Source organism: Burkholderia sp. Bp8994 (genome assembly GCF_003853805.1).
Lineage (GTDB): Bacteria > Pseudomonadota > Gammaproteobacteria > Burkholderiales > Burkholderiaceae > Burkholderia.
The window spans coordinates 129,329-154,991 of sequence record NZ_QTQH01000017.1 but is presented as its reverse complement, the minus strand read 5'-3'; the positions used below and the strand labels follow the sequence as shown (position 1 = coordinate 154,991).

Genomic DNA, 25,663 nt, shown 5'->3' with positions numbered 1-25,663 from the left:
AGACGGCGCACGCATGACTTTCTTTTCGGTTCTCCTCGCTCTCATCATCGAACAGGTCCGCGCGTTGTCGCCGAGCAATCCGGTGTTCGCGCTGTTCCAGTTTCACGCGGAAACCGTCGCGCATGGCCTCGACGCCGGCAAGCAAAAGCATGGCGTGCTCGCATGGCTCGCGGTCGTGCTGCCGTGGGTGTTGATCGTCGCGCTGATCTACTTCCTGCTGTACAAGGTGAGCTTCGTGCTGGCGTTCATCTGGAACGTCGCCGTCGTGTATTTCACGCTCGGTTTTCGCCAGTTCAGCCACTACTTCACCGATATCCATCTCGCGCTCAACAACGACGACGTGCCGCGCGCGCGTGAAATCCTGCACGAGTGGACGGGCCTCGACACGGTCGACATGCCGGTCGGCGAAATCGTCCGTCATACGCTGATTCATGCGGTCGTTGCGTCGCATCGTCACGTGTTCGGCGTGTTCTTCTGGTACGTGCTGCCGATCGGTCCGGCCGGCGCCGTGCTGTACCGCATCTCCGAATATCTCGCGCGCAGCTGGTCGACGCCGGGCGACGATCGCACGGCCGCGTTCTCGACGTTCGCGCAGCGCGCGTTCTTCGTGATCGACTGGATTCCGTCGCGGCTGACCGCGCTCGGTTTCGCGATCGTCGGCAACTTCGAGGACGCGATCTACGCGTGGCGCAATCACACGCGCCAGTGGCCCGACCCGAACGACGGCGTGCTGCTCGCGGCCGGTAGCGGCGCGCTCGGCGCGCGCCTCGCGGGGCCGCTCGCGGAACCATCGAGCCTCGACGCGCTGGCGGTTGGCGACAGCGGTCCGTTGACGGTCGGTGACGATTGCACGCCGCGCACGCTGCAGTCCGCAGTCGGCCTGGTGTGGCGCGCCGTGATCCTGTGGATGATCCTGCTGTTGATGCTGACGCTGGCCGTCTGGGTATCGTGACGCGGCAGCGCAGTGCGCGACGAAACGAAAAGGCCGGCTTCATGCCGGCCTTTTTGCTGTGTGTGACCCATTCGCTCAGTCGTCGAGCGGATCGCGTATGGCGCCACATTGCCAGCAGGCGGTGAACTGGGCCTCGAGCGCCTCGCCGCACTGACGGCAGCGCCACGGCGCGGCGCCGGCCGACGGGCCGTGCGACGCGGCATCGAGAAGCCGCCGCGCGAGCGCATCGTCGCGCTCGTCGTCGAGCCACAGCTCGGGCGTGCACGCGTCGGCGGGCAGGCCGCCGAGCGCACCGGTCGCGTAGCAGTTGTGCAACTCGCAGCCGATGCCGGCCACCTGCAGCACGTTCGCCCAATGCTGCGCGGTGGCGAGATCGGGGGCCTTGAAACGCATCGCGGCTCCTGTCGGTGAAGGCCGGGCGGGGCACCGGCCGTCTTCTGCCCGCCGCGGTCAGCGGACGATCTGGCTTGCCTCGTGCACGAGCTGTGCGTAAAGCGCATGCCGCGACGGTGCAATTCGGCCGTCGGCGACGGCCTCGAGAATCGCGCAGCCCGGCTCGTGCAGATGATGGCAATTATAGAAACGGCAGTCCGCGAGCAGCGGGCGGAATTCCGGGAACGCGCGCTCGAGGCGGCCTTCCGTCAGGTGGTAGAGGCCGAATTCCTGGAAACCCGGCGAATCGATCAGCGCGCCGCCGCCGTCGAGCGGGTAGAGGCGCGTGAACGTCGTCGTGTGGCGGCCGCTGTTGAGCGCGGCCGAGATTTCGCGGGTCGCGGCCTCGGCATCGGGCACGAGCAGGTTCACGAGCGTCGACTTGCCCATTCCGGACTGGCCGAGCAGGATGGTCGAATGGCCGGCCAGATGCGGCATCAGCTGCGCACGCGCATCGTCGGGCGCGCCCTTCACCGACAGCTCGAGCACGTCGTAGCCGAGCGCGCGGTAGGGCGCGAGGCGCTCGCGGGCGACCGGCAGCGCGGCCTCGACGTCGATCTTGTTCAGCACGACGAGCGGCTTCAGTTCGTTCGCTTCGGCTGCGATCAGTGCGCGACCGAGCAGGTCCTCGCTGAAATAGGGCTCGGTCGCGAGCACGATCAGCAGCTGGTCGAGGTTGGCCGCGAACAGCTTCGACTTGAACTGGTCGGAGCGGTACAGCAGGTTGCGCCGCTCGCCGATCTCGACGATCACGCCCTGGTCGGCCGACGCCTGCTCGTATACGACGCGGTCGCCGACCGCGATCTCGCTTTTCTTGCCGCGCGGGAAGCACTGCAGCATCGGGCCGCCGTCGTCGGGCGCGACGATGTAGTGGCGGCCGTGCGCCGCGATCACGCGGCCTTCGACACGCGGCGCGCCCGACGCGCGCGGGGCCGGCTTGCGGGAGGTCGGCCGGCTCATGCGTGCTGCATCAGGCGGTCGATCCGCTGCGACGCGGGCGGATGCGAGTAGTAGAAGGCCGTGTAGACGGGGTCCGGCGTGAGCGTCGACGCGTTGTCCTCATAAAGCTTCACGAGCGCGCTGACGAGATCGTGCGCGTCGGTCTGGCTGGCCGCGAACGCGTCGGCCTCGAATTCGTGCTTGCGCGACGTCAGGCTGCTGAACGGAGTTGCAAAGAACAGGAACACGGGGATCGCGAGGAAGAACAGCACGAGCGCGGCGCCCGCGTTGCTCGTGTCGAGCGACGGCGTGACGCCGAGCCCCGTATAGAACCAGGTGCGCTGCGCGAGCCAGCCGAGCAGCGCGAGCAGCACGAGGCTCAGCACGAACGACACGAGCATCCGCTTCATCACGTGGCGGCGCTTGAAGTGGCCGAGCTCGTGCGCGAGCACGGCCTCGATTTCCTGGCCCGTCAGCCGCGCGAGCAGCGTGTCGAAGAACACGATCCGCTTCGATGCGCCGAAGCCCGTGAAGTACGCGTTGCCGTGCGCGGAACGGCGGCTGCCGTCCATCACGAACAGGCCCTTCGCCGCGAAGCCGCACCGTTTCATCAGCAACTCGATGCGCGTGCGCAGCGCTTCGTCCTTCAGCGGTTCGAACTTGTTGAAGATCGGCGCGATGAAGGTCGGATAGATCAGCAGCACGAGCATCTGGAACGCGACCCAGACGATCCAGGTCCACAGCCACCACAGGCTGCCGGCCTGGTTCATCAGCCACAGCACGACGAACAGCAGCGGCAGGCCGAGCACGGCGCCGAGCAGCGTGTTCTTCAGCATGTCGGTGAAGAACAGGCGCTTGGTCATCCGGTTGAAGCCGAACCGCTGCTCGATCCCGAACTGGCGGTAATACTCGAACGGCACGTCGATCACGCTCGTGATCGCGAGCACGGCGGCGACGAGCGCGACCTGCTGCCCGTAGCCGCGGCCGAACCAGCCCGTCAGCAGCGTGTCGAGGGCGCCGACGCCACCCAGCAGCGTGAGGCCGACCAGCACGGCCGCGCTGACGACGATCTCGAACATCGCCAGCCGGGTGCGCTCGACCGTGTAGTCGGCCGCACGCTGATGGGCAGTCAATGGAATGGTGGCGCTGAACTGCGCGGGCACGCTGTTGCGATGTGCGGCGACGAAGCGGATCTGCCGCGACGCGAGCCACAGCTTGGTGACGACCATCGCGAGCACGGCGATCGCGAACAGCAGGGTGAACGAAAAGGGTGACATCGAAGGCGCCAAAGGGTTCTATGCGAGAATTATATGTTCTTGCGGACCGGGCCCGCTCACGCGATGCCGGCCGCCCGGGCGGCGCCATGCGCCGTCCGCCATTTTCCAGGATGACTCATGACCGATACCGCCGCTTCCGCCAGCCAGTCCGCGCTCGTGCGCAACGAGTTGAACCTCGTCTGGCTCGACATGGAGATGACCGGCCTCGACCCGGATAACGACCGCATCATCGAAATCGCGGTCGTCGTGACCAACTCGACGCTCGACATCGCGGTGGAAGGCCCCGTGTTCGCGATCCACCAGAGCGACGAAACGCTCGCGAAGATGGACGACTGGAACAAGTCGACGCACGGCCGTTCGGGGCTGATCGACCGCGTGCGCGCGTCGACCGTGACCGAGGCGGACGCCGCCGCGCAGTTGCAGGCGTTCCTCTCGCAGTACGTGTCGCCCGGCAAGTCGCCGATGTGCGGCAACTCGATCTGCCAGGATCGCCGCTTCATGGCGCGCTGGATGCCGGAATTCGAACGATTCTTCCACTACCGCAACCTGGACGTCAGCACGCTCAAGGAGCTGTGCCGCCGCTGGCAGCCGGCGATCTACAAGGGCTTCCAGAAGCGTGCGATGCACACGGCGCTCGCGGACATCCACGAGTCGATCGACGAACTGAAGTACTACCGCGAGCATTTCCTGATTCCGGCCGCGTCGGCGCCGGCAGGCGAGTCCGCGCCGGCCGCCTGAGCGGGCCGGCACGCGCTCAGCGTGGCGCGCGCTGCGCGCTCTTCGGCCGGAACGCCGCGACCACCGCGGCGTCGGTCTCGATGTACGGGCCGCCGATCAGGTCGATGCAGTAGGGCACCGCCGCGAAGATGCCGGGCACGGTCGACTTGCCGTCGGCGTCGCGCAGCCCTTCGAGCGTTTCCCGGATCGACTTCGGCTGGCCGGGCAGGTTGATGATCAGCGCCGCGTGGTCGGCCGTCTCGCGAATCACCGCGACCTGCCGCGACAGGATCGCGGTCGGCACGAAATTCAGGCTGATCTGCCGCATCTGTTCGCCGAATCCAGGCATTTCCTTCGTCGCCACGGCCAGCGTGGCTTCCGGCGTCACGTCGCGCCGCGCCGGGCCGGTGCCGCCCGTCGTCAGCACCAGATCGCAGCCGGCGACGTCGACGAGTTCGGCCAGCGTGGCGGAGATCGTCGGCGCGTCGTCCTGGATCAGCCGGGTTTCGGCGCGCCATGGCGAGCGCAGCGCGCCGGCGAGCCATTCCTGGAGTGCCGGGATGCCCTTGTCCTCGTAGATGCCCGTGCTGGCGCGGTCGCTGATTGACACGAGGCCGACCACGAGTTCGTCCGGGTGGTTACGCTTCGTCGTCATGGTCGTCTCCGGCGTCGTCCGGCGCTTCGTCTGCCTCCGCCTCGTCGGTGCCGCTCGCGGTCTTGATCCACTGGAACAGCTCGCGGAAATAGCGCGGCGGCTTGCCTTGCTGCGCTTCCTTGCGCGCGTTGCGGATCAGCGTGCGGCCTTCCTGGATGTCGGCTTCGGGGTGCTGGCGGAGGAACTCGGTCAGCGCGTCGTCGTTCGCGAGCAGCTGTTCGCGCGTGCGCTCGATCCAGTGCAGGCGGGCGGTCGCGGCCTTGTTCACGCCTCGCTGGGCGTCGAGCGCGGTGCGCAGCGCAGCCGTTTCGTCGTCGGTCAGCGAGCGCATCACGCGGCCGACGTACTGGAGCTGGCGGCGCTTGCCTTCGTGGTCGGTGATCCGGCGTGCCTCGCGCACGGCGTCCGCGAGGTCCTCGGGCATCGGCATGCGCTTGAGCGCGTCCTTCGGCAGGTCGACCAGGGCCTGGCCGAGCTCCTGCAGCGCGTGCATCTCGCGTTTCAACTGGGATTTGCTGGGGCGATCGTAGCCATTGCCGGCGTCGTCGTCGGCGTGCTCGATCGGCTGGATTCGGGTTTTGCGTGTCATGGGCGGCATTGTATCGCGGCGCGGACGCCCCAAGCTTGTCGGTATATGGCCCCGGACCTTGCTATGATCGCGGGATACGCAACATTTTGACCATGCGGGCGGATCGCCCGCCACCGGATATCACGACGATGGCAGCCAATCTCGACGTACAAGCGCGCTATTTCCCGCACACGCAGGACCAGCTCAAAGAAATTGCCTCGGACATCCTTCGCCATGCGAAGGCGCTCGGCGCGACGGACGCCGCGACCGAAATCTCCGAAGGCGACGGCCTGTCGGTGTCGGTACGCCGCGGCGAGGTCGAGACGATCGAACACAACCGCGACAAGATGGTCGGCGTGACGGTGTTCATCGGCAAGAAGCGCGGCAACGCGAGCACGTCGGATTTCTCGCCGGCCGCGATCAAGGATACCGTCGCCGCCGCGTACAACATCGCGCGCTTCACGGCCGAGGACGACGCGGCCGGCCTCGCCGAGGCCGAACTGCTCGAAACCGACCCGCGCGACCTCGACCTCTATCACCCGTGGGCGCTGACGGCCGACGAGGCCGTCGAGCTCGCCCGCCGCGCGGAGGACGCCGCGTTCGCGGTCAGCCCGCAGATCCGCAACTCGGAAGGCGCGAGCGTGTCGGCGCAGCATTCGCAGTTCGTGCTCGCGACGTCGCGCGGTTTCCTCGCCGGCTACCCGTACTCGCGCCACTACATCGCGTGCGCGCCGATCGCGGGCACCGGCCGCCACATGCAGCGCGACGACTGGTATTCGTCGAAGCGCAGCGCGGTCGATCTCGCGGCGCCGGAAGCCGTCGGGCGCTATGCAGCCGAGCGTGCGCTGGCGCGGATGGGCGCGCGCCGTCTCGACACCCGCAAGGTGCCCGTGCTGTTCGAGGCACCGCTCGCGGCCGGCCTGCTCGGCGCATTCGTGCAGGCCGTCAGCGGCGGCGCGCTGTACCGCAAGACGTCGTTCCTCGTCGACAGCCTCGGCAAGCCGGTGTTCGCACCGCACGTGCAGGTCGTCGAGGATCCGCACGTGCCGCGCGCGATGGGCAGCGCGCCGTTCGACGAGGAAGGCGTGCGCACGCGTGCGCGCAGCGTCGTCAACGACGGTGTCGTCGAAGGTTACTTCCTGTCGACCTATTCGGCGCGCAAGCTCGGCACGCAGACCACCGGCAACGCGGGCGGCTCGCACAACCTCGCGCTGCGCAGCTCGAACACGCAGCCGGGCGACGATTTCGACGCGATGCTGAAGAAGCTCGGCACGGGCCTGCTGCTGACCGAGCTGATGGGACAGGGCGTGAACTACGTGACCGGCGACTATTCACGCGGCGCGGCCGGCTTCTGGGTCGAGAACGGCGTGATCCAGTATCCGGTCGAGGAAATCACCGTCGCGAGCACGCTGCAGGAGATGTTCCGGCATATCGTCGCGATCGGCGCGGATTCGATCGTGCGCGGTACGAAGGAAACGGGCTCGGTGCTGATCGAGCAGATGACGATCGCCGGGCAGTAAGCGGCGCGGCATCGGCCGCCAGGAAACGAAAAGCCCGACCGGCGTTCATGAGCCGGTCGGGCTTTTTTGTCGCGTGCCGCGTGCCGAGTGTCAGCCGCGCTTGCGCTCGTACACGACGAACGCATAGCCGAACGTATTGGGCGTGGCGGCCTGGTGCGGGTCGCGCGAGACTTCGCGCCAGTGCGCGGGATCGGGCGCCGGGAACGACGCATCGCCGTCGAAGTCGGCATCGATCTCGGTGACGACCAGCTTGTCGGCGAGCGCGAGGCCTTCCGCATAGAGTTGTGCGCCGCCGATCAGGAATGCTTCGGGCGCGCCGTCGCGCGCGGCGAGCGCGAGCGCGTCGGCGAGCGACGTGACCGTGTCGCAGCCGTCGAAGCGGCGCGCTGCGTCGCGCGTGACGACGATATTGCGGCGGCCCGGCAACGGCCGGCCGATCGACTCGTGGGTCTTGCGGCCCATCACGATCGGCGCGCCCATCGTCGTGCGCTTGAAGAACGCGAGGTCCTCGGGAAGTTTCCAGGGCAACTGGTTGTCGCGGCCGATGATGCCGTTGCGGGCGCGCGCGACGATCAGGGTCAACGTCGTCATGAAGATCGGGGGAAGAGGAGAACCGGAATGGCGCCGATTCTACCGGAATGGCGGCGCGAGACCGCGCCGGGGCGGATGCGCGGGCGTAGGTGCGGCGTTTGCTCCGTGATGTCCTGAATAAAAAGAGTGCCCGCCGGGGGACGGACACAAAAAACGGTTCGCGTCGCGAAGTCGACGCTGCAGGAAACGACCTGCGCCGTTCATTTTATTCTGCAATCCTCATCGATTAGGCAGCATGATGGAGTCATGTGCGGATTATTGATGCATGCGGTTCCCTGCGGTTCCTTCCATCGCATGCTGCGCGTTGCCGGGGAGCGCCACAGGAATCGGTATCGGCAGCCGGGCCGGCGGGACGAGCTCGTCCCACAGCGTCACCGACGACTTGTCTGACGAACGCGCTCGCGGCGCGGCGACGGGCATGATGCGGAAGCGGTGGTCCTGTTGCATGCGCGGCGCGTTATCGGCAAGCGGCATCGCGCGTTCGGGCCTCGTGCTTTCTTCCGAGCGTGCCGGCATGAAGTGGCAGGCGAGTGCGAATGCAATCGTCATCTGCACACAAGACTGCAAAAAAACTGTTCGCATGGCCGCCTTCTCCCGATCCGTTACGCGTTCAGCGAAATGCATGCCATCGGGCGAAGCGCATTGCCGCGTCTGCGATTTGCGGGGAAGCGTCGTGACTTGCGATCGAAAACGCCGGGAAATGTTTCAGGCGTGAAACGAGGGGGCTCGGGAATACTGCGGATTCAATCGATACGCGTCAAGGATGAAAATTTGCGCGTGTGTCGATGCAGGTACGCGTCGCTGCGCGTTTCTATGTGCAGACGATTGATCAACGTCGACCACTGAGCGATTCGACCGTTCGCTCATCCGCGCTGCAATCGGTTTGTCGTATTCGGCGCCTATAACTAAGCTGTCTTGATCAAAAAAATAACTGGACGCGAGATGAGCGCCATCATGCGAGGCCTGTCGTCGCCGCGCATCGGCATGGCGAATCGAGCCGCTTCGGCTGACCCGGTTCGATCCTTTTGCACGCGACTTGGCGTGTACGGCAATCGTTAGACGGTTGATGAACGGGGTGAGCATATGGGAGCCGAGCAGCGGCATGTGATCTACTTCTCGCGCGAGCCGAACGACGCGTTGCGCGGGCATTTCGACGAATGCGGGTGGCGCGTCGATCTTGCGGAAAGCGCACGCGACGTGCGGCGTGTCGTGCAGCACGGCGTGGCAACGGCCGGCCTGCTCGATTTCTCGCCGGGTTTTCGGCCCGCGGATTTGCGCGAACTCGAAGCGTGTCTGAGCATCCAGCACATCGGCTGGATCGCGGCGACCCGGCGCGGCCAATTGCAGGACGCGACGCTGCGGCATCTCATTCGTGACTATTGCTTCGACTACGTCACGATGCCGTACGAGGCGGCGCGCATCGTCGAGACCATCGGCCACGCGCACGGCATGATCGCGCTGACCGAGCCGGTAGCCGCACCCGTCGGTGCCGGACGCGCCGAAGGCGAGATGGTCGGCACCTGCGACGCGATACTCGGGCTGTTCAGGACGATCCGGCGCGTGGCGACGACCGATGCGCCGGTGTTCATCTCCGGCGAATCGGGTACCGGCAAGGAACTGACGGCCGTGGCGATCCACGAGCGCTCGGCGCGCGCGCAAGCGCCGTTCGTCGCGATCAATTGCGGTGCGATTCCGTCGACGCTGCTCCAGGCCGAACTGTTCGGCTATGAGCGCGGCGCGTTTACGGGCGCGAACCAGCGCAAGATCGGCAGGGTCGAGGCCGCGAACGGCGGCACGCTGTTTCTCGACGAGATCGGCGACCTGCCGCTCGAGAGCCAGGCGAGCCTGCTGCGGTTCCTGCAGGAAGGCAAGATCGAACGGCTCGGCGCGCATGTATCGGTGCCGGTCGACGTGCGCGTGATCTGTGCGACGCACGTGGACATGGAAGCGGCGCTGCGCGAAGGGCGGTTCCGCGAGGACCTGTTTCATCGGCTGTGCGTGTTGAAGATCGAGGAGCCGCCGCTGCGCGCACGCGGCAAGGATATCGAACTGCTGGCGCGCCACATGCTCGAGCGTTTCAAGGGGGATGCGCATCGCCGCCTGCGCGGCTTCTCGCCGGACGCGATCGCCGCGCTGTACGGCTATTCGTGGCCGGGCAACGTGCGCGAGCTGATCAATCGCGTGCGCCGCGCGATCGTGATGTCGGAGGGCCGGATGATTACCGCGGCCGATCTCGAACTCAACGAATTCGCGGTACTGGCGCCCGTCTCGCTCACCGAGGCGCGCGAAGCGGCCGAACGGCAGGTGATCGAGCAGGCGCTGCTGCGTCACCGCGGCCGGTTTGCCGACGCGGCGCGCGAACTGGGCGTGTCGCGCGTCACGCTGTACCGGCTGATGTGCGCGCATGGCATGCGCGATCGCGGCGACCCGCTGGGCGGGTTTTCGGCACCGTTGCCGGAGGTTCAGCATCACGCTTGCTAGAATTGGCGGGTAACGGTCGCCCTCGCGGCCGAAGGAACCCGCATGAAACAGTACCTCGACCTCGTTCGCACCATCCTCGACACCGGCACCTGGCAGGAGAACCGCACGGGCATCCGCACCATCAGCATGCCCGGTGCGATGCTGCGGTTCGACCTGCAGCAAGGTTTCCCGGCGGTCACGACCAAGAAGCTCGCGTTCAAGTCCGCGATCGGCGAACTGGTCGGTTTCCTGCGCGCATCGCGCAGCGCGGCCGATTTCCGCGCGCTCGGCTGCAAGGTGTGGGACGCGAACGCGAACGACAACGCACAGTGGCTCGCGAACCCGTACCGCCAGGGCGTCGACGATCTGGGTGACGTGTACGGCGTGCAATGGCGCCAGTGGCCCGGCTACAAGGTGCTCGACGCGGGCGCCGAGGCGCAGATCGCCGACGCGACGCGCCGCGGTTTCCGGATCGTCACGCGCTTCGACGAGGACGGGGTGCCGAAGGTGCTGCTGTACAAGGCAATCGACCAGCTGCGCCAGTGTCTCGACACGATCATGGAGAACCCGGCCGACCGCCGCATCCTGTTTCACGCATGGAATCCGGCCGTACTCGACCAGATCGCGCTGCCCGCATGCCATCTGCTGTACCAGTTCCTGCCGAACGTCACGAAGCGCGAGATTTCGCTGTGCCTGTACATCCGCAGCAACGATGTCGGGCTCGGCACGCCGTTCAACCTGACGGAAGGGGCCGCGCTGCTGTCGCTCGTCGGCCGGCTGACGGGCTACACGCCGCGCTGGTTCACGTACTTCATCGGTGACGCGCACATCTACGAGAACCAGCTCGACATGCTGCAGCAGCAGCTCACGCGCGAGCCGTACGACAGCCCGCGGCTCGAAATTGCCGAGCGCGTGCCGGACTATGCGAAGACCGGTGTTTATGCGCCCGAATGGCTCGAGCAGATCGAGCCGTCGGATTTCTCGCTTGTCGGCTACCGTCACCATGAGCCGCTGACCGCGCCGATGGCGGTCTGAGCCCGGCCTGCGACGGCGGCGGGTGAGGCGACCCGCGCCAGGCAGCATGAAGAAGGCCCGACCGGCACTCGCCGGGTCGGGCCTTGCCGTTTCAGCGGTCGGGTTACTGGTGGCGCCGCTCGTCGTGGCCGCCGGGCGGCGGATTGCCCGGGTGCGGCGCCTCGACGTGCGGCGCCGGTTGCGGCCGCGGTTCCATGCGCGGCGCGGGCATGGACGGCCGCGGTTCCATGTGCGGCGCGGGCATCGACGGCCGCGGCTCCATGCGCGGGGCCTGCGGCTGCGGTCGCGGCATGTCATGCACGGCGGGCGCGGGCGGACGGTACTCGTTCACGTGCGCCGGCGCGACTTCGCGGCGCGGTGCCGGTTGCGCGAATTCGGGGCGCGGTTGCGGTGCCGGAGCGGTCCGCTCGGGCCGCGGCTGCGCATGCTGGGCCGGTGCCGCGAAATCGGGGCGCGGACTCTGCTGCGGAATCTGCGCGGTCATGTCGAGTCGCGGTTGCGGCAACGCGCGCGGCGTTTCCTGCCGACGGCCGGGCTGCGTACCGGGCGTGGCTTCCGGATGCGGGACCGGCGCCGCGCTGCGCACGGGCGGCAGCGCGTTCTGTCCGGCTGCGTGGAGTGCCGTCGGCGGCGTCGGGCGCTGACGCTCCATCGGCGTGTGCGGCTGCATCCACGCGGGCGCGGGCGCCGCGGCCGCATGCGTGTTGTCGCGCCCGGCCGGCTCGTTGGCGGCCGCCGGCGGATGCGGGACGCCATTTCCGGGACTCAACGCCTGATGCGGCGCCGGATGGCCCGGCGCCTGCGGCATCGCACCGTTGGCGAAGCGCGGCGCATTGGGGGCTTCGCCGTTCATCGGTCGTGCGCCGTTCGCCACGACCGGCATCGGCGCACCAGGCCGCGCGACCTGGGCCGGTGCCGGCTGGCCGTCGCGTGGTGCGTGCGCCGGTTGCACGACGGGACCGTGCGGATTCACGAGCTGCACGTTGCGCATCGCCCACGCACCGGCTTTCGGGTTGCCCGGAACGCGGACGGGGCGCGCCTGGTAGTCGGCCGGCACGCTCGTCCTCGCGACCGGTGCGCCTGCACCCGGCACGTGCTGGCCCTGCCGGGCGAGATGCGCGGCCGCCTGGTCACGATAGGCGGCCGGCACGGCCGGATTGCGCGTCGCGACGAACGTGTGCTGTCCGAGCGCCGCCGGCGGACGGTAGCTGGCCGTGCGCAGTCCGCCGGTCAAGCTCTGGCGTACCGGCGCAATGCCGGGCGTGCCCGGCATCACGTGCGCGTTGCGCCACTGCTGCGGATCGACGCGTTGCGCGAAGTGCGCGACCGGCTGGCCGTGCACGAACGCGGACGCCGGCACGGCCGTGATCGCATGCGGCGCGCGGAAATTCACGTACGTCTTGTTGATGTTCGTGATGTTCGTGATGTTGGTGATGTTCGTCACGTTCACGGTCTTGTTGACCGTCACGTTGTTGACCACGATGTTCCGGTTTACGCGATCGTAGTAATGCGGGCTCCAGCCGCCCCAGCCGGGATGCCAGGGTTCGCCCGGACCGAGTGCGAACCATGCGCAGCCGGCCGCCGCGACGCCGCCGACCGTCAGCGCGACGCTCCAGTCTGGACCGCCGCCGCCGCCCACGAAGGCGACGAGCGCCGGCGCGTAGACGGGCGGCTGGCTGACGACCATCGGGCCGGGCACCCACGCCCAGCTGTCGTCGACATAGGCCCAGCGGCCGTAGTGATACGGCGCGAAGCCCCACGGCGCATCGTCGACCCAGGTCCAGCCCCACGGCGCCTGCCAGATCCAGTGACCGTCGTGATACGGCGCCCAGTCGGCGGGCGTGTCGTTCGGCACCCAGACCTCGCCGTAATTCGGGGTTTCGCGCCACGTGCCGTTCGCGTCGAGATCCTGATAGCCGGGCACGTCGCGCGATACGTAGCGGGCCGACACCGAGCGCTGCTCGGCCGCATCGCGGCCGGCGGCCCACTGGTCGAGCGCATCGAGAGCCGGCGCGGCCGATTGCTGCGCGACCTGCAGGTCGGTGCCGGTGAACACGACCTGCTGTCCGGGCGACAGCGGATACTGCCCGTTGCTGCCGTAGACGGTCGCGCTGCCGCTGCGCACGGTGACCGTCGTGCTTGCGCCATTCGGCGCGACGTCGACGCGAAAGTCGCCCGGGCCCGAGATGCCGAGCGCGAGATTGGGCGTGTCGATTTCGTACGACCCGCCGGACGGCAGATCGCGCACGTGCGTCGATACGGTGCCGAGCCCGACCTTCAGCTGCGTCGTGGTGTCGTCGAGGTTGAGCACCGACAGGCTCGTCGATTCGCCGAGTCGCACCGCGGTCGAGCCGATGTGCAGTTCCGAGCGCGCGCCGGCATCGTTCCACAACTGGTCGCCGGTCGTCAGCGGCCGGTTCACGGCGGCGTACGACCACGTATCGGTGCCGGCGGGCTCCGTCGTCACGGCACCCGACTTGTAGTTGAGCCGCGCGACGCGGCTCGGCGGATCGCCGCCCGACTGCCGGGCGGCGGCCGCATACGCGGCGGCCTCGGTCGTTTGCGCGAATGCGGTGGGCACGGTCGCCAGCGCGGCGAACGCGAGCAGCGTGCAGCGGGCGGTTCGCTTGAGCGTGAACAGGGAAGCCATGATGAGCGTCTTCGTCGTTATCGCGGCGCGTCGATTCGTGCCGTTGAATTCACGATATCCGCTCGGCCTGTTTCAGTGCTCGGTGTTTTGTAAGTCGGATGGCACGCGATGTAACAAAACCTGTCCATCGCGCGCCGTTGTCGTCCCGTCGCAATGTACGCGTCAAGCGGACGTAAGCCAGTCGTCGAAAACCTGCTGTCCGGGCACGGTGACGCGCAGCACGCGCGGCCGTGCGGTGCGCTCGATCCAGCCGTGGGCGCAGAAGCTGTCGAGCAGTGCCGCGCCGAGCGCGCCGCCGAGATGGGGGCGGCGCTCGCTCCAGTCGAGGCAGCCGCATGCGAAGCGGCGGCGGCGCATGCGCTGCTGCGCGACGTCGATGCCCCAGTGCGCGAGCGCCCGGGTGCCGAGCTCGGTGGCTTCGATCGCGTCGCCGTCCGCCTGCAGCCAGCCGCGTGCGGTGAGCCCGTCGAAGATGCGGACCGCGAGTTCGCCGGCCATGTGGTCGTAGCAGGTGCGCGCGTAGCGCAGTTCGGCCGGCACCGCGCGCGACGGCGGCGGCACCGGACGGTTCGGCGCGGCCGCGCGGGCCACGTTCGCGAGCGCCTCGAGCGACGCCGCGATGTCGGCCGACGCGAGCCGGTAGTAGTGGTGCCGGCCGCGCACGTCGAGCGCGAGCAGGCCGCCTTCGGTCAGGCGCGCGAGGTGCGCGCTCGCCGCGGACGGCGACAGCCCCGCGATCATCGTCAGTTCGCCGGCCGGCCGCGCGCTGCCGTCCATCAGCACCCACAGCATCGCGGCGCGCCCCGGATCGGCGATCAGGGCTCCGATTCGGCTCAGGCCCGGAAAGTGGTGGTCGTCTTGATCGGTCATCGTCGTGTCTCGTCAGGCGGAATGACTGCAGTGTAGGTGCTGCGCACATTCGATGTTTCGTGTTCGGGTGAAATGTCGGATGCGGCGGGGCGGTGCGCGACCCGCGGTCGCCGGCCGCGCACGCGTAGAATGGCCGGACGCGGCGGCAGTGGGCCGCCGGATGCGACACGATGCAACGATGAAGACGATTTTCTGCCTGTTGGCCGCCGCGTTCCTTTGCGCGGCCTGTGCGCAGGGCGGTGCAGGCGCCGCCGGCGAGCGGGGCGGCAGCCTCGAGATGTACGGGACGATCGATCAGGGCATCACGGTGCGCCGCTGACGGACGTCGATCGCCAGTGCCGATGCCGGTTCGGCGCACGGCCGCGGCCGGCCGTGCGGCGGGCGCTGCGACGTGTTGCCGCAGTGCAACGTATAATGCGCCGAGTGCCGTACCCCCGCCGCCTGGAGCTACCACGATGTCCCAACCATCCCCCGTACCGGCCGCCCTCGACCGCACCGAAACCGTATTCCGCTTCCTCGCCGAGCCGTCGTCCGTGAACTTCGGCGGCAAGGTGCATGGCGGCGCGCTGATGAAGTGGATCGACGAGGTCGCGTACGCGTGCGCGGCGGTCTGGTCGAGCCGCTATTGCGTGACGGTCAGCGTCGGCAATATCCGCTTCCAGCGTCCGATCCTCGTCGGCAACCTGGTCGAGCTGAAGGCGCGCGTCGTCGCGACGGGCCGCACCAGCATGCACATCCATGTGTCCGTGCACGCCGGCGATCCGAAGGGCGGCGTGCTGCGCCAGACGACCGACTGCCTCGTCGTGTTCGTCGCGGTCGACGAGAACGGCAACCCGGTGCCGGTGCCGCCGTTCGTGCCCGAGACCGACGAGCAGAAGGTGCTCGCGAAGTATGCGGCCGACGTGCGCGCCGCGCTCGACAAGATCGTCGAGATGAAGCCCGAGGAAGTGGCGAAGGGCACCGTCTGACGACAACGGGCGCGGCGTTCGCGCCGCGCCCGTCGCATCATCGCGTCGCCCCCGCGATTACCGCGATCCGATCATTTCCTCGGGGCGCACCCACGCGTCGAATTCCGCCTCGGTCAGGTAGCCGAGCGCAAGCGCGGCGGCCTTCAGCGTCGTGCCTTCCTTGTGCGCCTTCTTCGCGATCTGCGCGGCCTTGTCGTAGCCGATATGCGGGTTGAGCGCCGTCACGAGCATCAGCGATTCGTTCAGCAGCAGATCGATGCGCGCGCGGTTCGGCTCGATGCCCGCCGCGCAGTGGTCGTTGAAGCTCTGCGCGCCGTCGGCGAGCAGCCGCACCGACTGCAGCACGTTGTGCGCGATCATCGGCCGGAACACGTTCAGCTCGAAGTTGCCGCTCGCGCCGCCGACGTTTACCGCGACGTCGTTGCCGAACACCTGGCAGCACAGCATCGTCACGGCTTCCGACTGCGTCGGGTTCACCTTGCCCGGCATGATCGAGCTGCCCGGCTCGTTTTCCGGAATCGACAGTTCGCCGAGCCCGCAGCGCGGCCCGCTCGCGAGCCAGCGGACGTCGTTGGCGATCTTCATCAGGCCGGCCGCGACCGTCTTCAGCGCGCCGTGCGCGAACACCAGCGCGTCGGCGGCCGCCATCACCTCGAACTTGCTCGGCGCGGTCACGAACGGCAGCGTCGTCAGCCGGCCGATCTCGTCGGCGACGCGCACCGCGAACTCCGGATGCGCGTTCAGCCCGGTGCCGACGGCAGTGCCGCCGAGCGCGAGTTCGTACAGGTGCGGCAGCGCCGATTCGACGTGCCGAATGCCCTGGTCGAGCTGCGCGACGTAACCGGAAAATTCCTGCCCGAGCGTGAGCGGCGTCGCGTCCTGCAGGTGCGTGCGGCCGATCTTCACGATATCGGCGAAGGCCTTCGACTTCGCGTCGAGCGTCGCGCGCAGCGTGCGCAGCGCGGGCAGCAGATGGTTGACGATCGCGTACGCGGCCGCGACGTGCATCGCGGTCGGGAACACGTCGTTCGACGACTGGCCGCGGTTCACGTCGTCGTTCGGGTGGACCTTGCGTGCTTCGCCGCGCTCGCCGCCGAGCAGTTCGCTCGCCCGGTTCGCGATCACCTCGTTGAGGTTCATGTTGGTCTGCGTGCCGGAGCCCGTCTGCCACACGGCGAGCGGGAATTCGCGCGGATGCTTGCCCGCGATGATCTCGTCGGCCGCGTCGATGATCGCGCGCGCCTTGTCGTCGGCCAGCACGCCGAGCGACTGGTTCACGGCGGCCGCGGCGCGCTTGACGATCGCGAGCGCGTGGATCAGCTCGGGCGACTGCTTCTCGGTCGAGATCCGGAAATTCTGCAGCGAGCGTTCCGTCTGCGCGCCCCAGAGCCGGTTGGCCGGCACGGCGATCTCGCCGAACGTGTCGCGTTCCATCCGAACTGCTTCGTTCATGATGCACTCCTCTTGGGAAGGGGAAAGGCCGCGCGTCGCGCGGCGTCTGGCGTATCGTGAGGCAGTCGCGCCGCTGGCGCGACGCGTTGGGTCTTCAACCGACAAGCATAGCGCCGGCCGCGATTTTGCGTCGTGTCGTCGCGCTCAGCGCGTCGATGCGACGAGCGATGCGCTCTTCAAATGGAAGCGCCAGGCCATCAGCGCGGCGACGCTCGCGAGGCCGGCCGCGAGCCCCCACCACAGGCCGCGTGCGCCAAGGCCTGCATGGAACGCCAGCCAGTAACCGGTCGGGAAGCCGATGCCCCAGTAGCCGAGGGTCGCCGCGAGCATCGGGATGCGCGTATCGCGCAGTCCGCGCAGCGCGCCCGAGCCGACGGTCTGCATGCCGTCGACGATCTGGAACACCGCGGCAATGCCGAGGAGCGACGCGGCCAGCGACACGGTCGCCGCGTTGGCCGGATCGTCGAGCTGGAGGTACAGGCCGACGATCGCATGCGGCACGACGATCAGCACGAGCCCCGACAGCGACATGAACGCGACGCCGAGGCCGAGCGCGACGAAGCCCGCATGCCGCGCGGCGACCGGCTGGCCGGCGCCGACCCAGTAGCCGACCCGCACGTTGGCGGCCTGGCCGATCGCGAGCGGCACCATGAACGCCACCGACGCGACGTTCAGTGCGATCTGGTGCGCGGCAAGCGACGTCGCGCCGAGCACGCCGATGGTCAGGCCCGTGGCGAGAAACAGCGTCGATTCGACCCCGTACGTGATCGCCACCGGCCAGCCGATGCCGATCAGCTCGCCCATCATCGGCAGTTTCGGGCGGGCGGCGGTCACGAAATGGCGGAACCGCTGGCGGCCGTGCAGCAGCCAGATCAGCGCGAGCGCGGTGAGCCAGATGGTGATGGTCGTCGCGACCGCCGAGCCGAGGAAGCCGAGCCGCGGCAAGCCGAAGGCGCCGTGGATCAGCCCGTAGTTCAGCACGCCGTTCACGCCGACGCCGCCGATCGACACCCACAGCAGCCGCCGTGCGGCGCCGATCGCCGGCAGGAAGGCGCGCATCAGCCCGACGCCGATCAGGCTGCCGAGCGCCGCGAACCGCAGGATGCCGGTGTACTCGCCGACGTGACGCGCGAGCGTGGGCGGCTCGTGGAACATCAGCAGGATCGGCTCGGACAGCGACAGCGCGACGATCGCCGGAATCGCGAGCAGCACGGACAGCACGAAGCCGGTCCAGTAGATGTGCGGCACGCGGTGTTCCGCCTGCGCGCCGCGCGCATGCGCGACGCTCACGCTGACCGACGACAGCACACCCTGCAGCACGGTCACGATGACGAAGAAGAAGTTCGCGCCGAGGCCGCCCGCCGCGAGCGAATCGGGGCCGAGCGAGCCGAGCAGCACCGTGTCGGTGACGCTCATCGCCATTTGCGAGAGTTGTGCGATCGCGAGCGGTGCGGCGAGGCGCGCGGTATCGGCGGCATGACTGGACAGCGACGGCGGCGCGGCGGCCGTCCGCGTAAGACCGGAATGCGACATGGAATGGGCGCTCGCGCGGGTGCGGGCCCGCGCTGTCTGTATTTATTTTGAGAGACGGCTAGCTTACGGCTTTATTCGAACGGTGTCGAACGCGCGCGCCGATGGCCATGTCACGGTGAGGGGGAACCGCTATGCGTCGTGAACCGCGATCCGCGTATCGCCGAACAGCACGACCTGGCCCGCGCGGATCTTGCAGGTCTTGCGCAGTTCGACCACGCCGTCGACTTTCACCGCGCCGGACGCGACGAACATCTTCGCGGTGCCGCCGCTGTCGGCGAGGCCGGTGATCTTGAGAAGGTTGTGCAGCTCGACGTACTCGCCGGTCAGCGTGAAATCCAGGTTGGGCATGACGAAGGAGGCGCGCGACGCGCGGGAGGAATCGCCCCGCATCATACGGCACTGCGGGCCCGCGCGCGAGTGCGGCCGCGCGCGCATGTTTGCGCCCCGTAGCTGTTAAGGACTGTGAGCGATTCGTCAGCAAATGAAACGGTGGGTAACAGTCTGAGAGATTCGAGAACCGGCCGTGCCGCCCGCGGGTCTTTCATCGTACCTGCTGCGTGTCGCGGCAGGGGACGCGACGGAGCGTATCGATGCGCTCCGCGCCCACAACTTCTTGAGGAGGATTGTCATGTCCAAGATTCGTACGATGCTGATTGGTGCCGCGCTGACGGCGTTCGCCACTTCGGCCGCATTCGCGCAGACCGGCGTCGCGGCGCAGGGCACCGCAGGCGCCGGCGTGCAGACGCAGGCGCCGGCAGCGGGGGCAGGCGCAGACGCGGGTATGCAGGGTGGTGCCGGCGCGAATGCGTCGGGCAACGCGGTCGGCGGCGCAACCGATGCGGTTGGCGCGGCAGCCGACGGCGCGAAGGATACGGCGGCGTCGTCGGTCCACTCGACCAAGAAGCACGCGAAGCATGCGGCGAAGTCGGCCAAGCATCACGCCGGCTCGGCGAAGTCGAAGGTGGGCGACGAAGCGGTCGAAGGCAGTGCGTCGGCCGGCGTGCAGGGCGGTGCATCGGCCTCGGGCGCCGCGCAGTAAGCGGCACCCCGACGTCGCACGACGCTCGCCCCGGACGGCGCGTCGTGACGGCGATCGACCGGCGGCCCGGTTCGCTTCGCGCGAACCGGGCCGTTCTTCATGCGTGGACGCGGGCCGTCACGGCCGGCGCTGCTCCGGCCCCGGTCCGTGTGCCGGTCTTGCCGCGGACGGGGTAAATACGCTGCGCAGCCACGCGGCGAGCCGCGTGAATACGTCGTATGGCTCGTCGACGAAGATCTCGGGCTTCAGCAGCCGCAGATATTCCATGATCTGCTGCGCTTCCTGTTTCTGGAACGAGCCGTGCGCGAGCCCGAGCCGCAGCAGGCCGCGCAGTTCGCCGAGCTTGTCGCGCGCGGCGCTGCCGACGCTCATCTCGCACGCGAGCTTCGCCTCGTAGATGCGCTGGCGCAGCGATTCCGCGAGCCGCCACGCGGGCGTCTGCATCGATTCCTCGAGCGCCTGGATGTCGTGGACCGCGCTCTTGATCTGCGCCGCGAGCGGATCGACCAGCGACGCATCGCCCTGCGCTTCGGCGACGATCGCCTTGGCCCAGTCGCGGCACGCCTTCGCTAGCTCGTCGGGCGTCCATTCGGAGCGCGACGCGAAGCCGAAGCCGAATTCGCCGGCCTGCCGCATCAGGATCGCGACGACGTCCGGGAATTCCTTGTCGAGCGTGCGCTTCGCCCACGCGTACTGGCCGCCCTCGAGCATCCGCTGCACGGCGTGCTCGGTCAGCGGCACCATGTTGTCGAGCAGCTTGGCGCGCAGGAAATCCTCGAACGACGGCGTCGCGAACTGCGGGTCGAGTTTCAGCGACACGCGCACGAACGCGTCGTAGTCCTTGCGCAGGGACGCAAGCGTGTCGTCCTTGAGGGAAAGGGTGATCTGGCCCATGAATCGTCTCGATGGCGGCCCGCGCGGGCCGGCGGCCGACATCGCGCACCGGTGCGGGCGCGGCGTCGACGGACCGGTTCGCGCCGAGGCCGATGGCGGGTCTTCACTTCCTATATCGGCGCGCCGGACGGAAACTTGAGCGCGGCCGGCGAGGTCCGCTCAGGCCGGCAGCCAGTGCGGCATCACGACCCCTTGCCAGAAGAAGAACACCGCGAGCCCGACCGCGATCGTCACGAGCGGCCGGCGTGTCGTCGCCGACACGAGCACGGCGGCGAGCGCGCCGACCAGCTGCGGATTGCGCCAGGTCAGCTCGGCCGTGCCGCCGTGCGGCGAGACGGTCATCGGCACGATGATCGCAGTCAGCACGGTGACGGGCACGAAGCCGAGCGCGGTCCGCACGAGCGGCGGGAAGGTCAGCCGCTCGCCGAACAGGAACAGCGTCGTCCGGATCGCATAGGTGATCACGGCCATCCCGAGGATCAGCAGCGCGTAGCTCACGATGCGGCCTCCGTGCGTGAAGCGGTGCGCGAACGCTCGTGCAGCAGCGTGAGCGCGACGCCGACCACGACGCCGGCGGCGACCGCGCCCAGCAGCCCGAGCTTGTACGGCCAGCCCTGCCAGAAGTACGCGAGCGTGCCGGCCGTCGCGGCGGCCGCCAGATAGCGCAGCGTGCCGAGCTGCGGGACGACGATCGCGATGAAGGTGGCCGCCATCGCGAAATCGAGGCCGAGCGACTGGAGGCCCGGGAAGGCCGCGCCGAAGCCGATGCCCGCGAGCGTCCAGACCTGCCAGTTCAGGTACATCGCGAGGCCCGAGCCGAAGAAGTAGTGCGGGCCGATCGCGCCGGGCGGGAAGTGGCGGTAGTGCGCGTAGGCGACCGCGAACACCTCGTCGGTCATCAGCGCGCCGAGCGTCGCGCGCCAGCGCAGTGGCAGGTGCGCGACGTACGGCGCGAGCGTCGCGCTGTACAGCAGGTGACGCAGGTTCACGATCAGCGTCGTCGCGAGCACGACGACGAAGCTCGCGCTGCCCGCGATCAGGCCGAGCGCGATGAATTGCGCGGAGCCCGCGAACACCGCGAGCGACATCAGCGCGCCGTGCCATGCGGCGAGCGGGCCGCCGCCGACGAGCGTGCCGAAGATCACGCCGAACGGTGCCGCGCCGATCATCATCGGGATCGTGTCGCGTGCGCCGTCGAGCCACTCGTTGAGCGGGGGGCGAGGCGGGGGCGTAGGTGTGGGTGTGGGGTTCAAGGGGCGCGTCTCCATGAAATGGAGGATAGCGGGGTGATGCAGCGGCGGCTTGTATGTTCTTGCGCCCGCGCGGGTGCCGATGGCGCTGCGTGCGTGCGGGTTGCCGTCCGTCGTCGAATGCAGGGAAGGGCGTCAGCGCGCCTGCCAGCGTCCGGGCGGTACGCCGAACATTCGTTTGAAATGCCGCGTGAAGTGACTCTGGTCGACGAAGCCGCTGGCCGCGGCGACATCGGCGATCGGCACGCCCGCGCGCAACGGCGCAAGCGCGCGCTGCAGCCGCAGCTGGTTGCGCCACGCATGTGGCGGCATCCCGGTCGTGCGCGTGAACAGGCGCGCCGCGTGAAACGGCGACAGGCCGGCGGCCTGCGCGACGTCGTCGAGCGTGACCGTGCCCGTGAGATCGGCGGCGAGCCGTTCGCGCATCGCGTCGACGCGCGGTTCGTCGGCCGCGAGCGCCGCCGGTTGCAGCCGCGCGTCGGCATGGCGCGCGATCAGTGTCGACAGCGCATCGAGCATCGCCGTTTCGGCGGCGAGCGGATCGTAGACGCGCGGTGCCGCGGCGGCCGGATCATTGGCGGCCGGCTGCTCGTGGGGGTGGAACGGCGGCATGCGTTCGCTGCCGGCCTCCATCATCCGGTGGGCCAGCGCGAGCCGTGCCGCGAGATCGGTGTCGCGGATCACGTCGGACGGGAACCATGGCGCATCCTGCGGCCGCCCCGCGATCGCGCTCGCGAGTGAGCGAATGTAGTCGACCGGCACGTAGCTCACGCGATAGCACCAGCCTTCGTCGGTCGCGCGCGAGCCGGTGTGCACTTCGCCGGGATTGATCACGGGCACGGTGCCCGTTTCGGCGACATGGCCGCTGCCGCGACAGGTGTAGCGCTCCGCCCCCTCGAGGATCACGGGGATCGTGTACGCGTCGTGCCAGTGCGGCGCGAACGTGTGGTCGCGATAGGTGGCGGTGAGCAGATCCGCGTCCGGCAGCAGCGGCGTGCGCCAGTAACGTGCGGAGTCCGGAAGAAGGCGGGGGGCGGACATGGTCGGGCGCGAGGGCGGTCGAATCGACAGTGTAGCGCTCGCGCGCCCGGCCGGCGCGGGCTTACTTGACCGGAATCGTCGTGCCGGCCGGCATCGGCACGGCGGTCACGGCGTTCTTCGGGCTGCCGCTGACGATGCGGTCGCTGTAGGTCAGGTAGACGAGCGTGTTGCGCTTCTTGTCGACCACGCGCACGACGTGCAGCGTCTTGAAGATGAACGACATCCGTTCGCTGAACACGTCGGTCTGCTGCTTGAGCGGCTCCTTGAAGCTGAGCGGGCCGACTTGCCGGCACGCGATCGACGCTTCGCTCGGATCCTCGGCGACGCCGAGCGTGCCCTTGATCCCGCCGGTGCGCGCCCGCGACACGTAGCAGGTGACGCCCGTCACGAGCGGATCGTCGTACGCTTCGACGACCACGCGGTCGGAGCCCGTCACGCGGAAATGGGTGTTGACGCTGCCGACTTCCTCCGCGTGCGCGAGCGGCGCGGTGGCAAAGGCGGAGAGCAGAAGGGCGAGCGACGCGGCGGAAAGGAGGCGGTGCTTCATCGACGGAACCGGATGCGAATGCGGGACAGAAACTCTAGCATGCGCGGCGGTGACCGGCGGGCGCCGGAAAAACAAAAGGCCCGTCGAATGACGGGCCTTTCGCTGTCTGGCTCCCCGACCTGGGCTCGAACCAGGGACCTACGGATTAACAGTCCGGCGCTCTACCGACTGAGCTATCGGGGAATAAATCGGTACATCTGCTTGCGTGTTCGGTAACCAACAAAAAACCCGTCCACTTTCAACGGGCCTTTGTTTTTTGGCTCCCCGACCTGGGCTCGAACCAGGGACCTACGGATTAACAGTCCGGCGCTCTACCGACTGAGCTATCGGGGAACAAACAACAACAGCAGAGAAACGAGATTGTATGGAGTGTTCGCTAACCTGTCAACACTTTTGAGCGGCGGCGCACCAAAAAATTTTTGCAGCGCCGCTGCGCGATCAACGCTCGAGCAGGTGCAGCTTGTCCTGCACGTCCTTCCACTCGTCCGCGTCGGCCGGTGCCGGCTTGGTCTTCGTGATCGACGGCCAGTCCTTCGCCAGCTCGGCGTTCAGCGCGGTGAACTGCTGCTGGTCGCCCGGAACGTCTTCTTCGGCATAGATCGCATTGGTCGGGCACTCGGCGACGCACACGGCGCAGTCGATGCACTCGTCCGGATCGATGGCGAGAAAGTTGGGACCTTCACGGAAGCAATCCACCGGGCACACATCCACGCAATCCGTGTATTTGCACTTGATGCAGCCTTCGGTCACAACGTGAGTCATTAAAACGCTCCTGCTTGGCGGTATATATGGGGTGGCGTGTGCGCCAAAAGCGGCATTGTAACTGAAGCGCAAAACCCGCATGGCGTGGTCGGCTTTCCGGCTTATATCGTTTCGTGATTAGTTTATGGGGCTGGCGGCGGGCGCGGCGCGTGCGGCCGCGCGCCCGGCGCGTCGGGCAGGGCGGTTTCACGATGGTCGGGCCCGCATTCGGGTAACATGGCCGACAGACCGGGCGGCGCGCGGTGCGCCGGGGCCCTGTCACGATATTGGCGGTGCCGTAAACATGATCATCACTTCGCTGCTCGACACGGATCTCTACAAGTTCACGATGATGCAGGTCGTCCTGCATCACTTTCCTGCCGCAAACGTCGAGTACCGGTTCCGGTGTCGCACGCCCGGCGTCGATCTCGTGCCGTACATCGACGAGATCCGCGACGAGGTGCGCGGCCTGTGTGCGCTGCGCTTCACCGACGACGAACTCGACTACCTGCGGCGCATGCGCTTCATCAAGAGCGACTTCGTCGACTTCCTCGCGCTGTTCCACCTGAACGAGAAGTACATCTCGATCACGCCTTCGCCGAAGGGCAACGGCGAGATCGACATCGTGATCGAAGGGCCGTGGCTGCACACGATCCTGTTCGAGATCCCGGTGCTCGCGATCGTCAACGAGGTCTATTTCCGCAACACGCAGCGCGAGCCCGACTATCGCGAAGGCCGCGAGCGGCTGGGCGAGAAGATCAAGCTGCTCGGCGCGAAGCCCGAGTTCGCCGACTGCAAGATCGCCGACTACGGCACGCGCCGGCGCTTCTCGAAGGTCTGGCACGAAGAGGTCGCGCTGACGCTGCGCGACGGGCTCGGACCGCAGTTCGCGGGCACGAGCAACGTGTTCTACGCGATGAAGCACGGCCTGACGCCGCTCGGCACGATGGCGCACGAATACCTGCAGGCCTGCCAGGCGCTCGGCCCGCGGCTGCGCGATTCGCAGACCTACGGTTTCGAGATGTGGGCGAAGGAGTATCGCGGCGACCTCGGGATCGCGCTGTCGGACGTCTACGGGATGGACGCGTTCCTGAACGACTTCGACATGTACTTCTGCAAGCTGTTCGACGGCGCGCGCCACGATTCAGGCGATCCGTTCGAGTGGGGCGAGCGCATGCTGCGCCACTACGAGGCGAACCGCTGCGATCCGCGCACCAAGGTGCTCGTGTTCTCCGACGCGCTCGACATTCCGAAGGTCATGCAGCTGTACGAACGGTTCCGCGGCCGCTGCAAGCTCGCGTTCGGCGTCGGCACCAACCTCACGAACGATCTCGGTTACGTGCCGCTGCAGATCGTGATCAAGATGGTCCGCTGCAATGGGCAGCCGGTCGCGAAGCTGTCGGATACGCCGGGCAAGAGCATGTGCGACGACAAGGCGTATCTCGCGTACCTGCGCCAGGTGTTCGGCATCGCGCAGCCGGCCGACGACGCCGCATCGTAGCAAGCGTCGGCCGTCCGGCGAGGTGCGTCGC

At 68.1% G+C, this 25,663-nt stretch carries 28 protein-coding genes and 2 tRNA genes; 9 read left to right on the top strand and 21 right to left on the bottom strand.

The genetic code is table 11. From position 1 onward, the window contains the following. Positions 1-13 precede the first annotated feature (13 nt). Positions 14-952, top strand: a complete 939-nt coding sequence (locus tag DIE04_RS20150; protein ID WP_044844813.1) for a CobD/CbiB family protein — start codon at positions 14-16, stop codon at positions 950-952. A gap of 75 nt (positions 953-1,027) precedes the next feature. Here the strand turns inward: DIE04_RS20150 and DIE04_RS20145 are convergent, their stop codons facing one another. From DIE04_RS20145 to DIE04_RS20135, 3 genes are read right to left on the bottom strand one after another with little or no spacing between them, the layout of a single operon-like run. Continuing rightward, positions 1,028-1,345 carry a putative signal transducing protein gene (locus tag DIE04_RS20145; RefSeq protein WP_044844812.1) on the bottom strand — a complete coding sequence of 106 codons (318 nt, stop codon included), beginning with the start codon at positions 1,343-1,345 and terminating at the stop codon, positions 1,028-1,030. 57 nt (positions 1,346-1,402) lie between these two features. Then, a complete protein-coding gene (gene rsgA, locus DIE04_RS20140) occupies positions 1,403-2,344 on the bottom strand; it encodes a ribosome small subunit-dependent GTPase A (protein WP_040143718.1) in 942 nt (313 codons plus the stop codon). After that, on the bottom strand, positions 2,341-3,600 hold the full coding sequence (locus DIE04_RS20135) for a M48 family metallopeptidase (protein WP_124487485.1): 1,260 nt from the start codon (positions 3,598-3,600) through the stop codon (positions 2,341-2,343). Before DIE04_RS20135 ends, rsgA begins: the two co-directional genes overlap by 4 nt. Positions 3,601-3,717: 117 nt before the next feature. On the opposite strand from DIE04_RS20135, the gene orn reads away from it, so the two are divergent. After that, complete coding sequence (orn, locus tag DIE04_RS20130; protein WP_124487484.1) at positions 3,718-4,338, top strand: oligoribonuclease; 621 nt, start codon at positions 3,718-3,720, stop codon at positions 4,336-4,338. Between the two features lie 16 nt (positions 4,339-4,354). On the opposite strand, the gene mog is transcribed toward orn, so the two are convergent. Beyond that, on the bottom strand, positions 4,355-4,972 hold the full coding sequence (gene mog / locus DIE04_RS20125; protein ID WP_124487483.1) for a molybdopterin adenylyltransferase: 618 nt from the start codon (positions 4,970-4,972) through the stop codon (positions 4,355-4,357). Beyond that, positions 4,956-5,561 (bottom strand): ribosome biogenesis factor YjgA, encoded by a 606-nt coding sequence (gene yjgA, locus DIE04_RS20120; RefSeq protein ID WP_311766332.1) that lies wholly within the window; start codon positions 5,559-5,561, stop codon positions 4,956-4,958. Before yjgA ends, mog begins: the two co-directional genes overlap by 17 nt. Before the next feature lie 128 nt (positions 5,562-5,689). Between yjgA and pmbA the strand changes: the two genes are divergently transcribed. Next, complete coding sequence (gene pmbA / locus DIE04_RS20115; protein WP_044844808.1) at positions 5,690-7,060, top strand: metalloprotease PmbA; 1,371 nt, start codon at positions 5,690-5,692, stop codon at positions 7,058-7,060. A 90-nt stretch (positions 7,061-7,150) separates the two neighbouring features. Here the strand turns inward: pmbA and DIE04_RS20110 are convergent, their stop codons facing one another. From DIE04_RS20110 to DIE04_RS29825, 3 genes are all read right to left on the bottom strand, one after another. Continuing rightward, positions 7,151-7,651 carry a dihydrofolate reductase gene (locus DIE04_RS20110; RefSeq protein WP_044844807.1) on the bottom strand — a complete coding sequence of 167 codons (501 nt, stop codon included), beginning with the start codon at positions 7,649-7,651 and terminating at the stop codon, positions 7,151-7,153. A gap of 255 nt (positions 7,652-7,906) precedes the next feature. After that, a complete protein-coding gene (locus DIE04_RS20105; protein WP_124487482.1) occupies positions 7,907-8,233 on the bottom strand; it encodes a hypothetical protein in 327 nt (108 codons plus the stop codon). Positions 8,234-8,356: 123 nt separating this feature from the next. After that, on the bottom strand, positions 8,357-8,755 hold the full coding sequence (locus DIE04_RS29825) for a hypothetical protein (protein ID WP_185500389.1): 399 nt from the start codon (positions 8,753-8,755) through the stop codon (positions 8,357-8,359). Between DIE04_RS29825 and DIE04_RS20100 the strand changes: the two genes are divergently transcribed. Then, positions 8,735-10,132 carry a sigma-54 dependent transcriptional regulator gene (locus DIE04_RS20100; RefSeq protein WP_124487481.1) on the top strand — a complete coding sequence of 466 codons (1,398 nt, stop codon included), beginning with the start codon at positions 8,735-8,737 and terminating at the stop codon, positions 10,130-10,132. The genes DIE04_RS29825 and DIE04_RS20100 overlap by 21 nt on opposite strands. A 42-nt stretch (positions 10,133-10,174) precedes the next feature. Then, complete coding sequence (locus DIE04_RS20095; protein WP_044844804.1) at positions 10,175-11,146, top strand: thymidylate synthase; 972 nt, start codon at positions 10,175-10,177, stop codon at positions 11,144-11,146. A gap of 103 nt (positions 11,147-11,249) precedes the next feature. Here DIE04_RS20095 and DIE04_RS20090 read toward each other — a convergent pair whose 3' ends face one another. Both DIE04_RS20090 and DIE04_RS20085 read right to left on the bottom strand, forming a co-directional pair. Next, a complete protein-coding gene (locus tag DIE04_RS20090; RefSeq protein WP_124487480.1) occupies positions 11,250-13,796 on the bottom strand; it encodes a DUF6600 domain-containing protein in 2,547 nt (848 codons plus the stop codon). Positions 13,797-13,958: 162 nt separating this feature from the next. Further along, entirely contained in the window at positions 13,959-14,666 is a 708-nt protein-coding gene (locus DIE04_RS20085) for a helix-turn-helix transcriptional regulator (protein WP_124487479.1), read from the bottom strand. A gap of 178 nt (positions 14,667-14,844) precedes the next feature. Between DIE04_RS20085 and DIE04_RS29820 the strand changes: the two genes are divergently transcribed. Beyond that, complete coding sequence (locus tag DIE04_RS29820; protein ID WP_185500387.1) at positions 14,845-14,985, top strand: hypothetical protein; 141 nt, start codon at positions 14,845-14,847, stop codon at positions 14,983-14,985. A gap of 136 nt (positions 14,986-15,121) precedes the next feature. Beyond that, positions 15,122-15,634 carry an acyl-CoA thioesterase gene (locus DIE04_RS20080; RefSeq protein WP_014897688.1) on the top strand — a complete coding sequence of 171 codons (513 nt, stop codon included), beginning with the start codon at positions 15,122-15,124 and terminating at the stop codon, positions 15,632-15,634. Between the two features lie 57 nt (positions 15,635-15,691). Here the strand turns inward: DIE04_RS20080 and fumC are convergent, their stop codons facing one another. The 3 genes from fumC to DIE04_RS20065 all read right to left on the bottom strand — a co-directional run bounded on the left by fumC (position 15,692) and on the right by DIE04_RS20065 (position 18,967). Continuing rightward, positions 15,692-17,086 carry a class II fumarate hydratase gene (gene fumC, locus DIE04_RS20075; RefSeq protein ID WP_044844800.1) on the bottom strand — a complete coding sequence of 465 codons (1,395 nt, stop codon included), beginning with the start codon at positions 17,084-17,086 and terminating at the stop codon, positions 15,692-15,694. Positions 17,087-17,230: 144 nt separating this feature from the next. Continuing rightward, positions 17,231-18,619 carry a multidrug efflux MATE transporter NorM gene (gene norM, locus DIE04_RS20070; RefSeq protein WP_124487478.1) on the bottom strand — a complete coding sequence of 463 codons (1,389 nt, stop codon included), beginning with the start codon at positions 18,617-18,619 and terminating at the stop codon, positions 17,231-17,233. 129 nt (positions 18,620-18,748) lie between these two features. Next, positions 18,749-18,967, bottom strand: coding sequence for an RNA-binding S4 domain-containing protein (locus DIE04_RS20065; RefSeq protein ID WP_006753074.1), 219 nt, complete (start codon positions 18,965-18,967; stop codon positions 18,749-18,751). Positions 18,968-19,247: 280 nt separating this feature from the next. On the opposite strand from DIE04_RS20065, the gene DIE04_RS20060 reads away from it, so the two are divergent. After that, positions 19,248-19,658, top strand: coding sequence for a hypothetical protein (locus DIE04_RS20060; protein ID WP_124487477.1), 411 nt, complete (start codon positions 19,248-19,250; stop codon positions 19,656-19,658). A 117-nt stretch (positions 19,659-19,775) separates the two neighbouring features. On the opposite strand, the gene DIE04_RS20055 is transcribed toward DIE04_RS20060, so the two are convergent. From DIE04_RS20055 to fdxA, 8 genes are all read right to left on the bottom strand, one after another. Continuing rightward, positions 19,776-20,552 (bottom strand): DUF4088 family protein, encoded by a 777-nt coding sequence (locus DIE04_RS20055; protein ID WP_044844797.1) that lies wholly within the window; start codon positions 20,550-20,552, stop codon positions 19,776-19,778. A gap of 159 nt (positions 20,553-20,711) precedes the next feature. Then, a complete protein-coding gene (locus DIE04_RS20050) occupies positions 20,712-21,050 on the bottom strand; it encodes an AzlD domain-containing protein (RefSeq protein ID WP_044844796.1) in 339 nt (112 codons plus the stop codon). After that, a complete protein-coding gene (locus DIE04_RS20045; protein WP_124521385.1) occupies positions 21,047-21,820 on the bottom strand; it encodes an AzlC family ABC transporter permease in 774 nt (257 codons plus the stop codon). Before DIE04_RS20045 ends, DIE04_RS20050 begins: the two co-directional genes overlap by 4 nt. Before the next feature lie 117 nt (positions 21,821-21,937). Beyond that, the gene (locus tag DIE04_RS20040) at positions 21,938-22,843 is read right to left on the bottom strand and encodes an AraC family transcriptional regulator (RefSeq protein WP_124521383.1); all 906 of its coding nucleotides are present in this window, start codon (positions 22,841-22,843) and stop codon (positions 21,938-21,940) included. 61 nt (positions 22,844-22,904) lie between these two features. Next, positions 22,905-23,390, bottom strand: coding sequence for a CreA family protein (locus DIE04_RS20035; RefSeq protein ID WP_044844793.1), 486 nt, complete (start codon positions 23,388-23,390; stop codon positions 22,905-22,907). Between the two features lie 107 nt (positions 23,391-23,497). After that, positions 23,498-23,573, bottom strand: a tRNA-Asn gene (locus tag DIE04_RS20030). Between the two features lie 74 nt (positions 23,574-23,647). Further along, positions 23,648-23,723, bottom strand: a tRNA-Asn gene (locus DIE04_RS20025). A 105-nt stretch (positions 23,724-23,828) separates the two neighbouring features. After that, a complete protein-coding gene (gene fdxA, locus DIE04_RS20020) occupies positions 23,829-24,152 on the bottom strand; it encodes a ferredoxin FdxA (protein ID WP_011351384.1) in 324 nt (107 codons plus the stop codon). Between the two features lie 283 nt (positions 24,153-24,435). Between fdxA and pncB the strand changes: the two genes are divergently transcribed. Next, positions 24,436-25,632, top strand: a complete 1,197-nt coding sequence (pncB, locus tag DIE04_RS20010; RefSeq protein ID WP_124521381.1) for a nicotinate phosphoribosyltransferase — start codon at positions 24,436-24,438, stop codon at positions 25,630-25,632. The last annotated feature ends 31 nt before the right edge of the window (positions 25,633-25,663 follow it).

Bases quoted from the DNA above. Each gene is read 5' to 3' on its own strand.
- DIE04_RS20150 (WP_044844813.1), top strand. From the start codon at position 14: ATGACTTTCTTTTCGGTTCTCCTCGCTCTCATCATCGAACAGGTCCGC.
- DIE04_RS20145 (WP_044844812.1), bottom strand. From the start codon at position 1,345: ATGCGTTTCAAGGCCCCCGATCTCGCCACCGCGCAGCATTGGGCGAAC.
- rsgA (WP_040143718.1), bottom strand. From the start codon at position 2,344: ATGAGCCGGCCGACCTCCCGCAAGCCGGCCCCGCGCGCGTCGGGCGCG.
- DIE04_RS20135 (WP_124487485.1), bottom strand. From the start codon at position 3,600: ATGTCACCCTTTTCGTTCACCCTGCTGTTCGCGATCGCCGTGCTCGCG.
- orn (WP_124487484.1), top strand. From the start codon at position 3,718: ATGACCGATACCGCCGCTTCCGCCAGCCAGTCCGCGCTCGTGCGCAAC.
- mog (WP_124487483.1), bottom strand. From the start codon at position 4,972: ATGACGACGAAGCGTAACCACCCGGACGAACTCGTGGTCGGCCTCGTG.
- yjgA (WP_311766332.1), bottom strand. From the start codon at position 5,561: ATGACACGCAAAACCCGAATCCAGCCGATCGAGCACGCCGACGACGAC.
- pmbA (WP_044844808.1), top strand. From the start codon at position 5,690: ATGGCAGCCAATCTCGACGTACAAGCGCGCTATTTCCCGCACACGCAG.
- DIE04_RS20110 (WP_044844807.1), bottom strand. From the start codon at position 7,651: ATGACGACGTTGACCCTGATCGTCGCGCGCGCCCGCAACGGCATCATC.
- DIE04_RS20105 (WP_124487482.1), bottom strand. From the start codon at position 8,233: ATGCGAACAGTTTTTTTGCAGTCTTGTGTGCAGATGACGATTGCATTC.
- DIE04_RS20100 (WP_124487481.1), top strand. From the start codon at position 8,735: ATGGGAGCCGAGCAGCGGCATGTGATCTACTTCTCGCGCGAGCCGAAC.
- DIE04_RS29825 (WP_185500389.1), bottom strand. From the start codon at position 8,755: ATGCCGCTGCTCGGCTCCCATATGCTCACCCCGTTCATCAACCGTCTA.
- DIE04_RS20095 (WP_044844804.1), top strand. From the start codon at position 10,175: ATGAAACAGTACCTCGACCTCGTTCGCACCATCCTCGACACCGGCACC.
- DIE04_RS20090 (WP_124487480.1), bottom strand. From the start codon at position 13,796: ATGGCTTCCCTGTTCACGCTCAAGCGAACCGCCCGCTGCACGCTGCTC.
- DIE04_RS20085 (WP_124487479.1), bottom strand. From the start codon at position 14,666: ATGACCGATCAAGACGACCACCACTTTCCGGGCCTGAGCCGAATCGGA.
- DIE04_RS29820 (WP_185500387.1), top strand. From the start codon at position 14,845: ATGAAGACGATTTTCTGCCTGTTGGCCGCCGCGTTCCTTTGCGCGGCC.
- DIE04_RS20080 (WP_014897688.1), top strand. From the start codon at position 15,122: ATGTCCCAACCATCCCCCGTACCGGCCGCCCTCGACCGCACCGAAACC.
- fumC (WP_044844800.1), bottom strand. From the start codon at position 17,086: ATGAACGAAGCAGTTCGGATGGAACGCGACACGTTCGGCGAGATCGCC.
- norM (WP_124487478.1), bottom strand. From the start codon at position 18,619: ATGTCGCATTCCGGTCTTACGCGGACGGCCGCCGCGCCGCCGTCGCTG.
- DIE04_RS20065 (WP_006753074.1), bottom strand. From the start codon at position 18,967: ATGCCCAACCTGGATTTCACGCTGACCGGCGAGTACGTCGAGCTGCAC.
- DIE04_RS20060 (WP_124487477.1), top strand. From the start codon at position 19,248: ATGTCCAAGATTCGTACGATGCTGATTGGTGCCGCGCTGACGGCGTTC.
- DIE04_RS20055 (WP_044844797.1), bottom strand. From the start codon at position 20,552: ATGGGCCAGATCACCCTTTCCCTCAAGGACGACACGCTTGCGTCCCTG.
- DIE04_RS20045 (WP_124521385.1), bottom strand. From the start codon at position 21,820: ATGGAGACGCGCCCCTTGAACCCCACACCCACACCTACGCCCCCGCCT.
- DIE04_RS20040 (WP_124521383.1), bottom strand. From the start codon at position 22,843: ATGTCCGCCCCCCGCCTTCTTCCGGACTCCGCACGTTACTGGCGCACG.
- DIE04_RS20035 (WP_044844793.1), bottom strand. From the start codon at position 23,390: ATGAAGCACCGCCTCCTTTCCGCCGCGTCGCTCGCCCTTCTGCTCTCC.
- fdxA (WP_011351384.1), bottom strand. From the start codon at position 24,152: ATGACTCACGTTGTGACCGAAGGCTGCATCAAGTGCAAATACACGGAT.
- pncB (WP_124521381.1), top strand. From the start codon at position 24,436: ATGATCATCACTTCGCTGCTCGACACGGATCTCTACAAGTTCACGATG.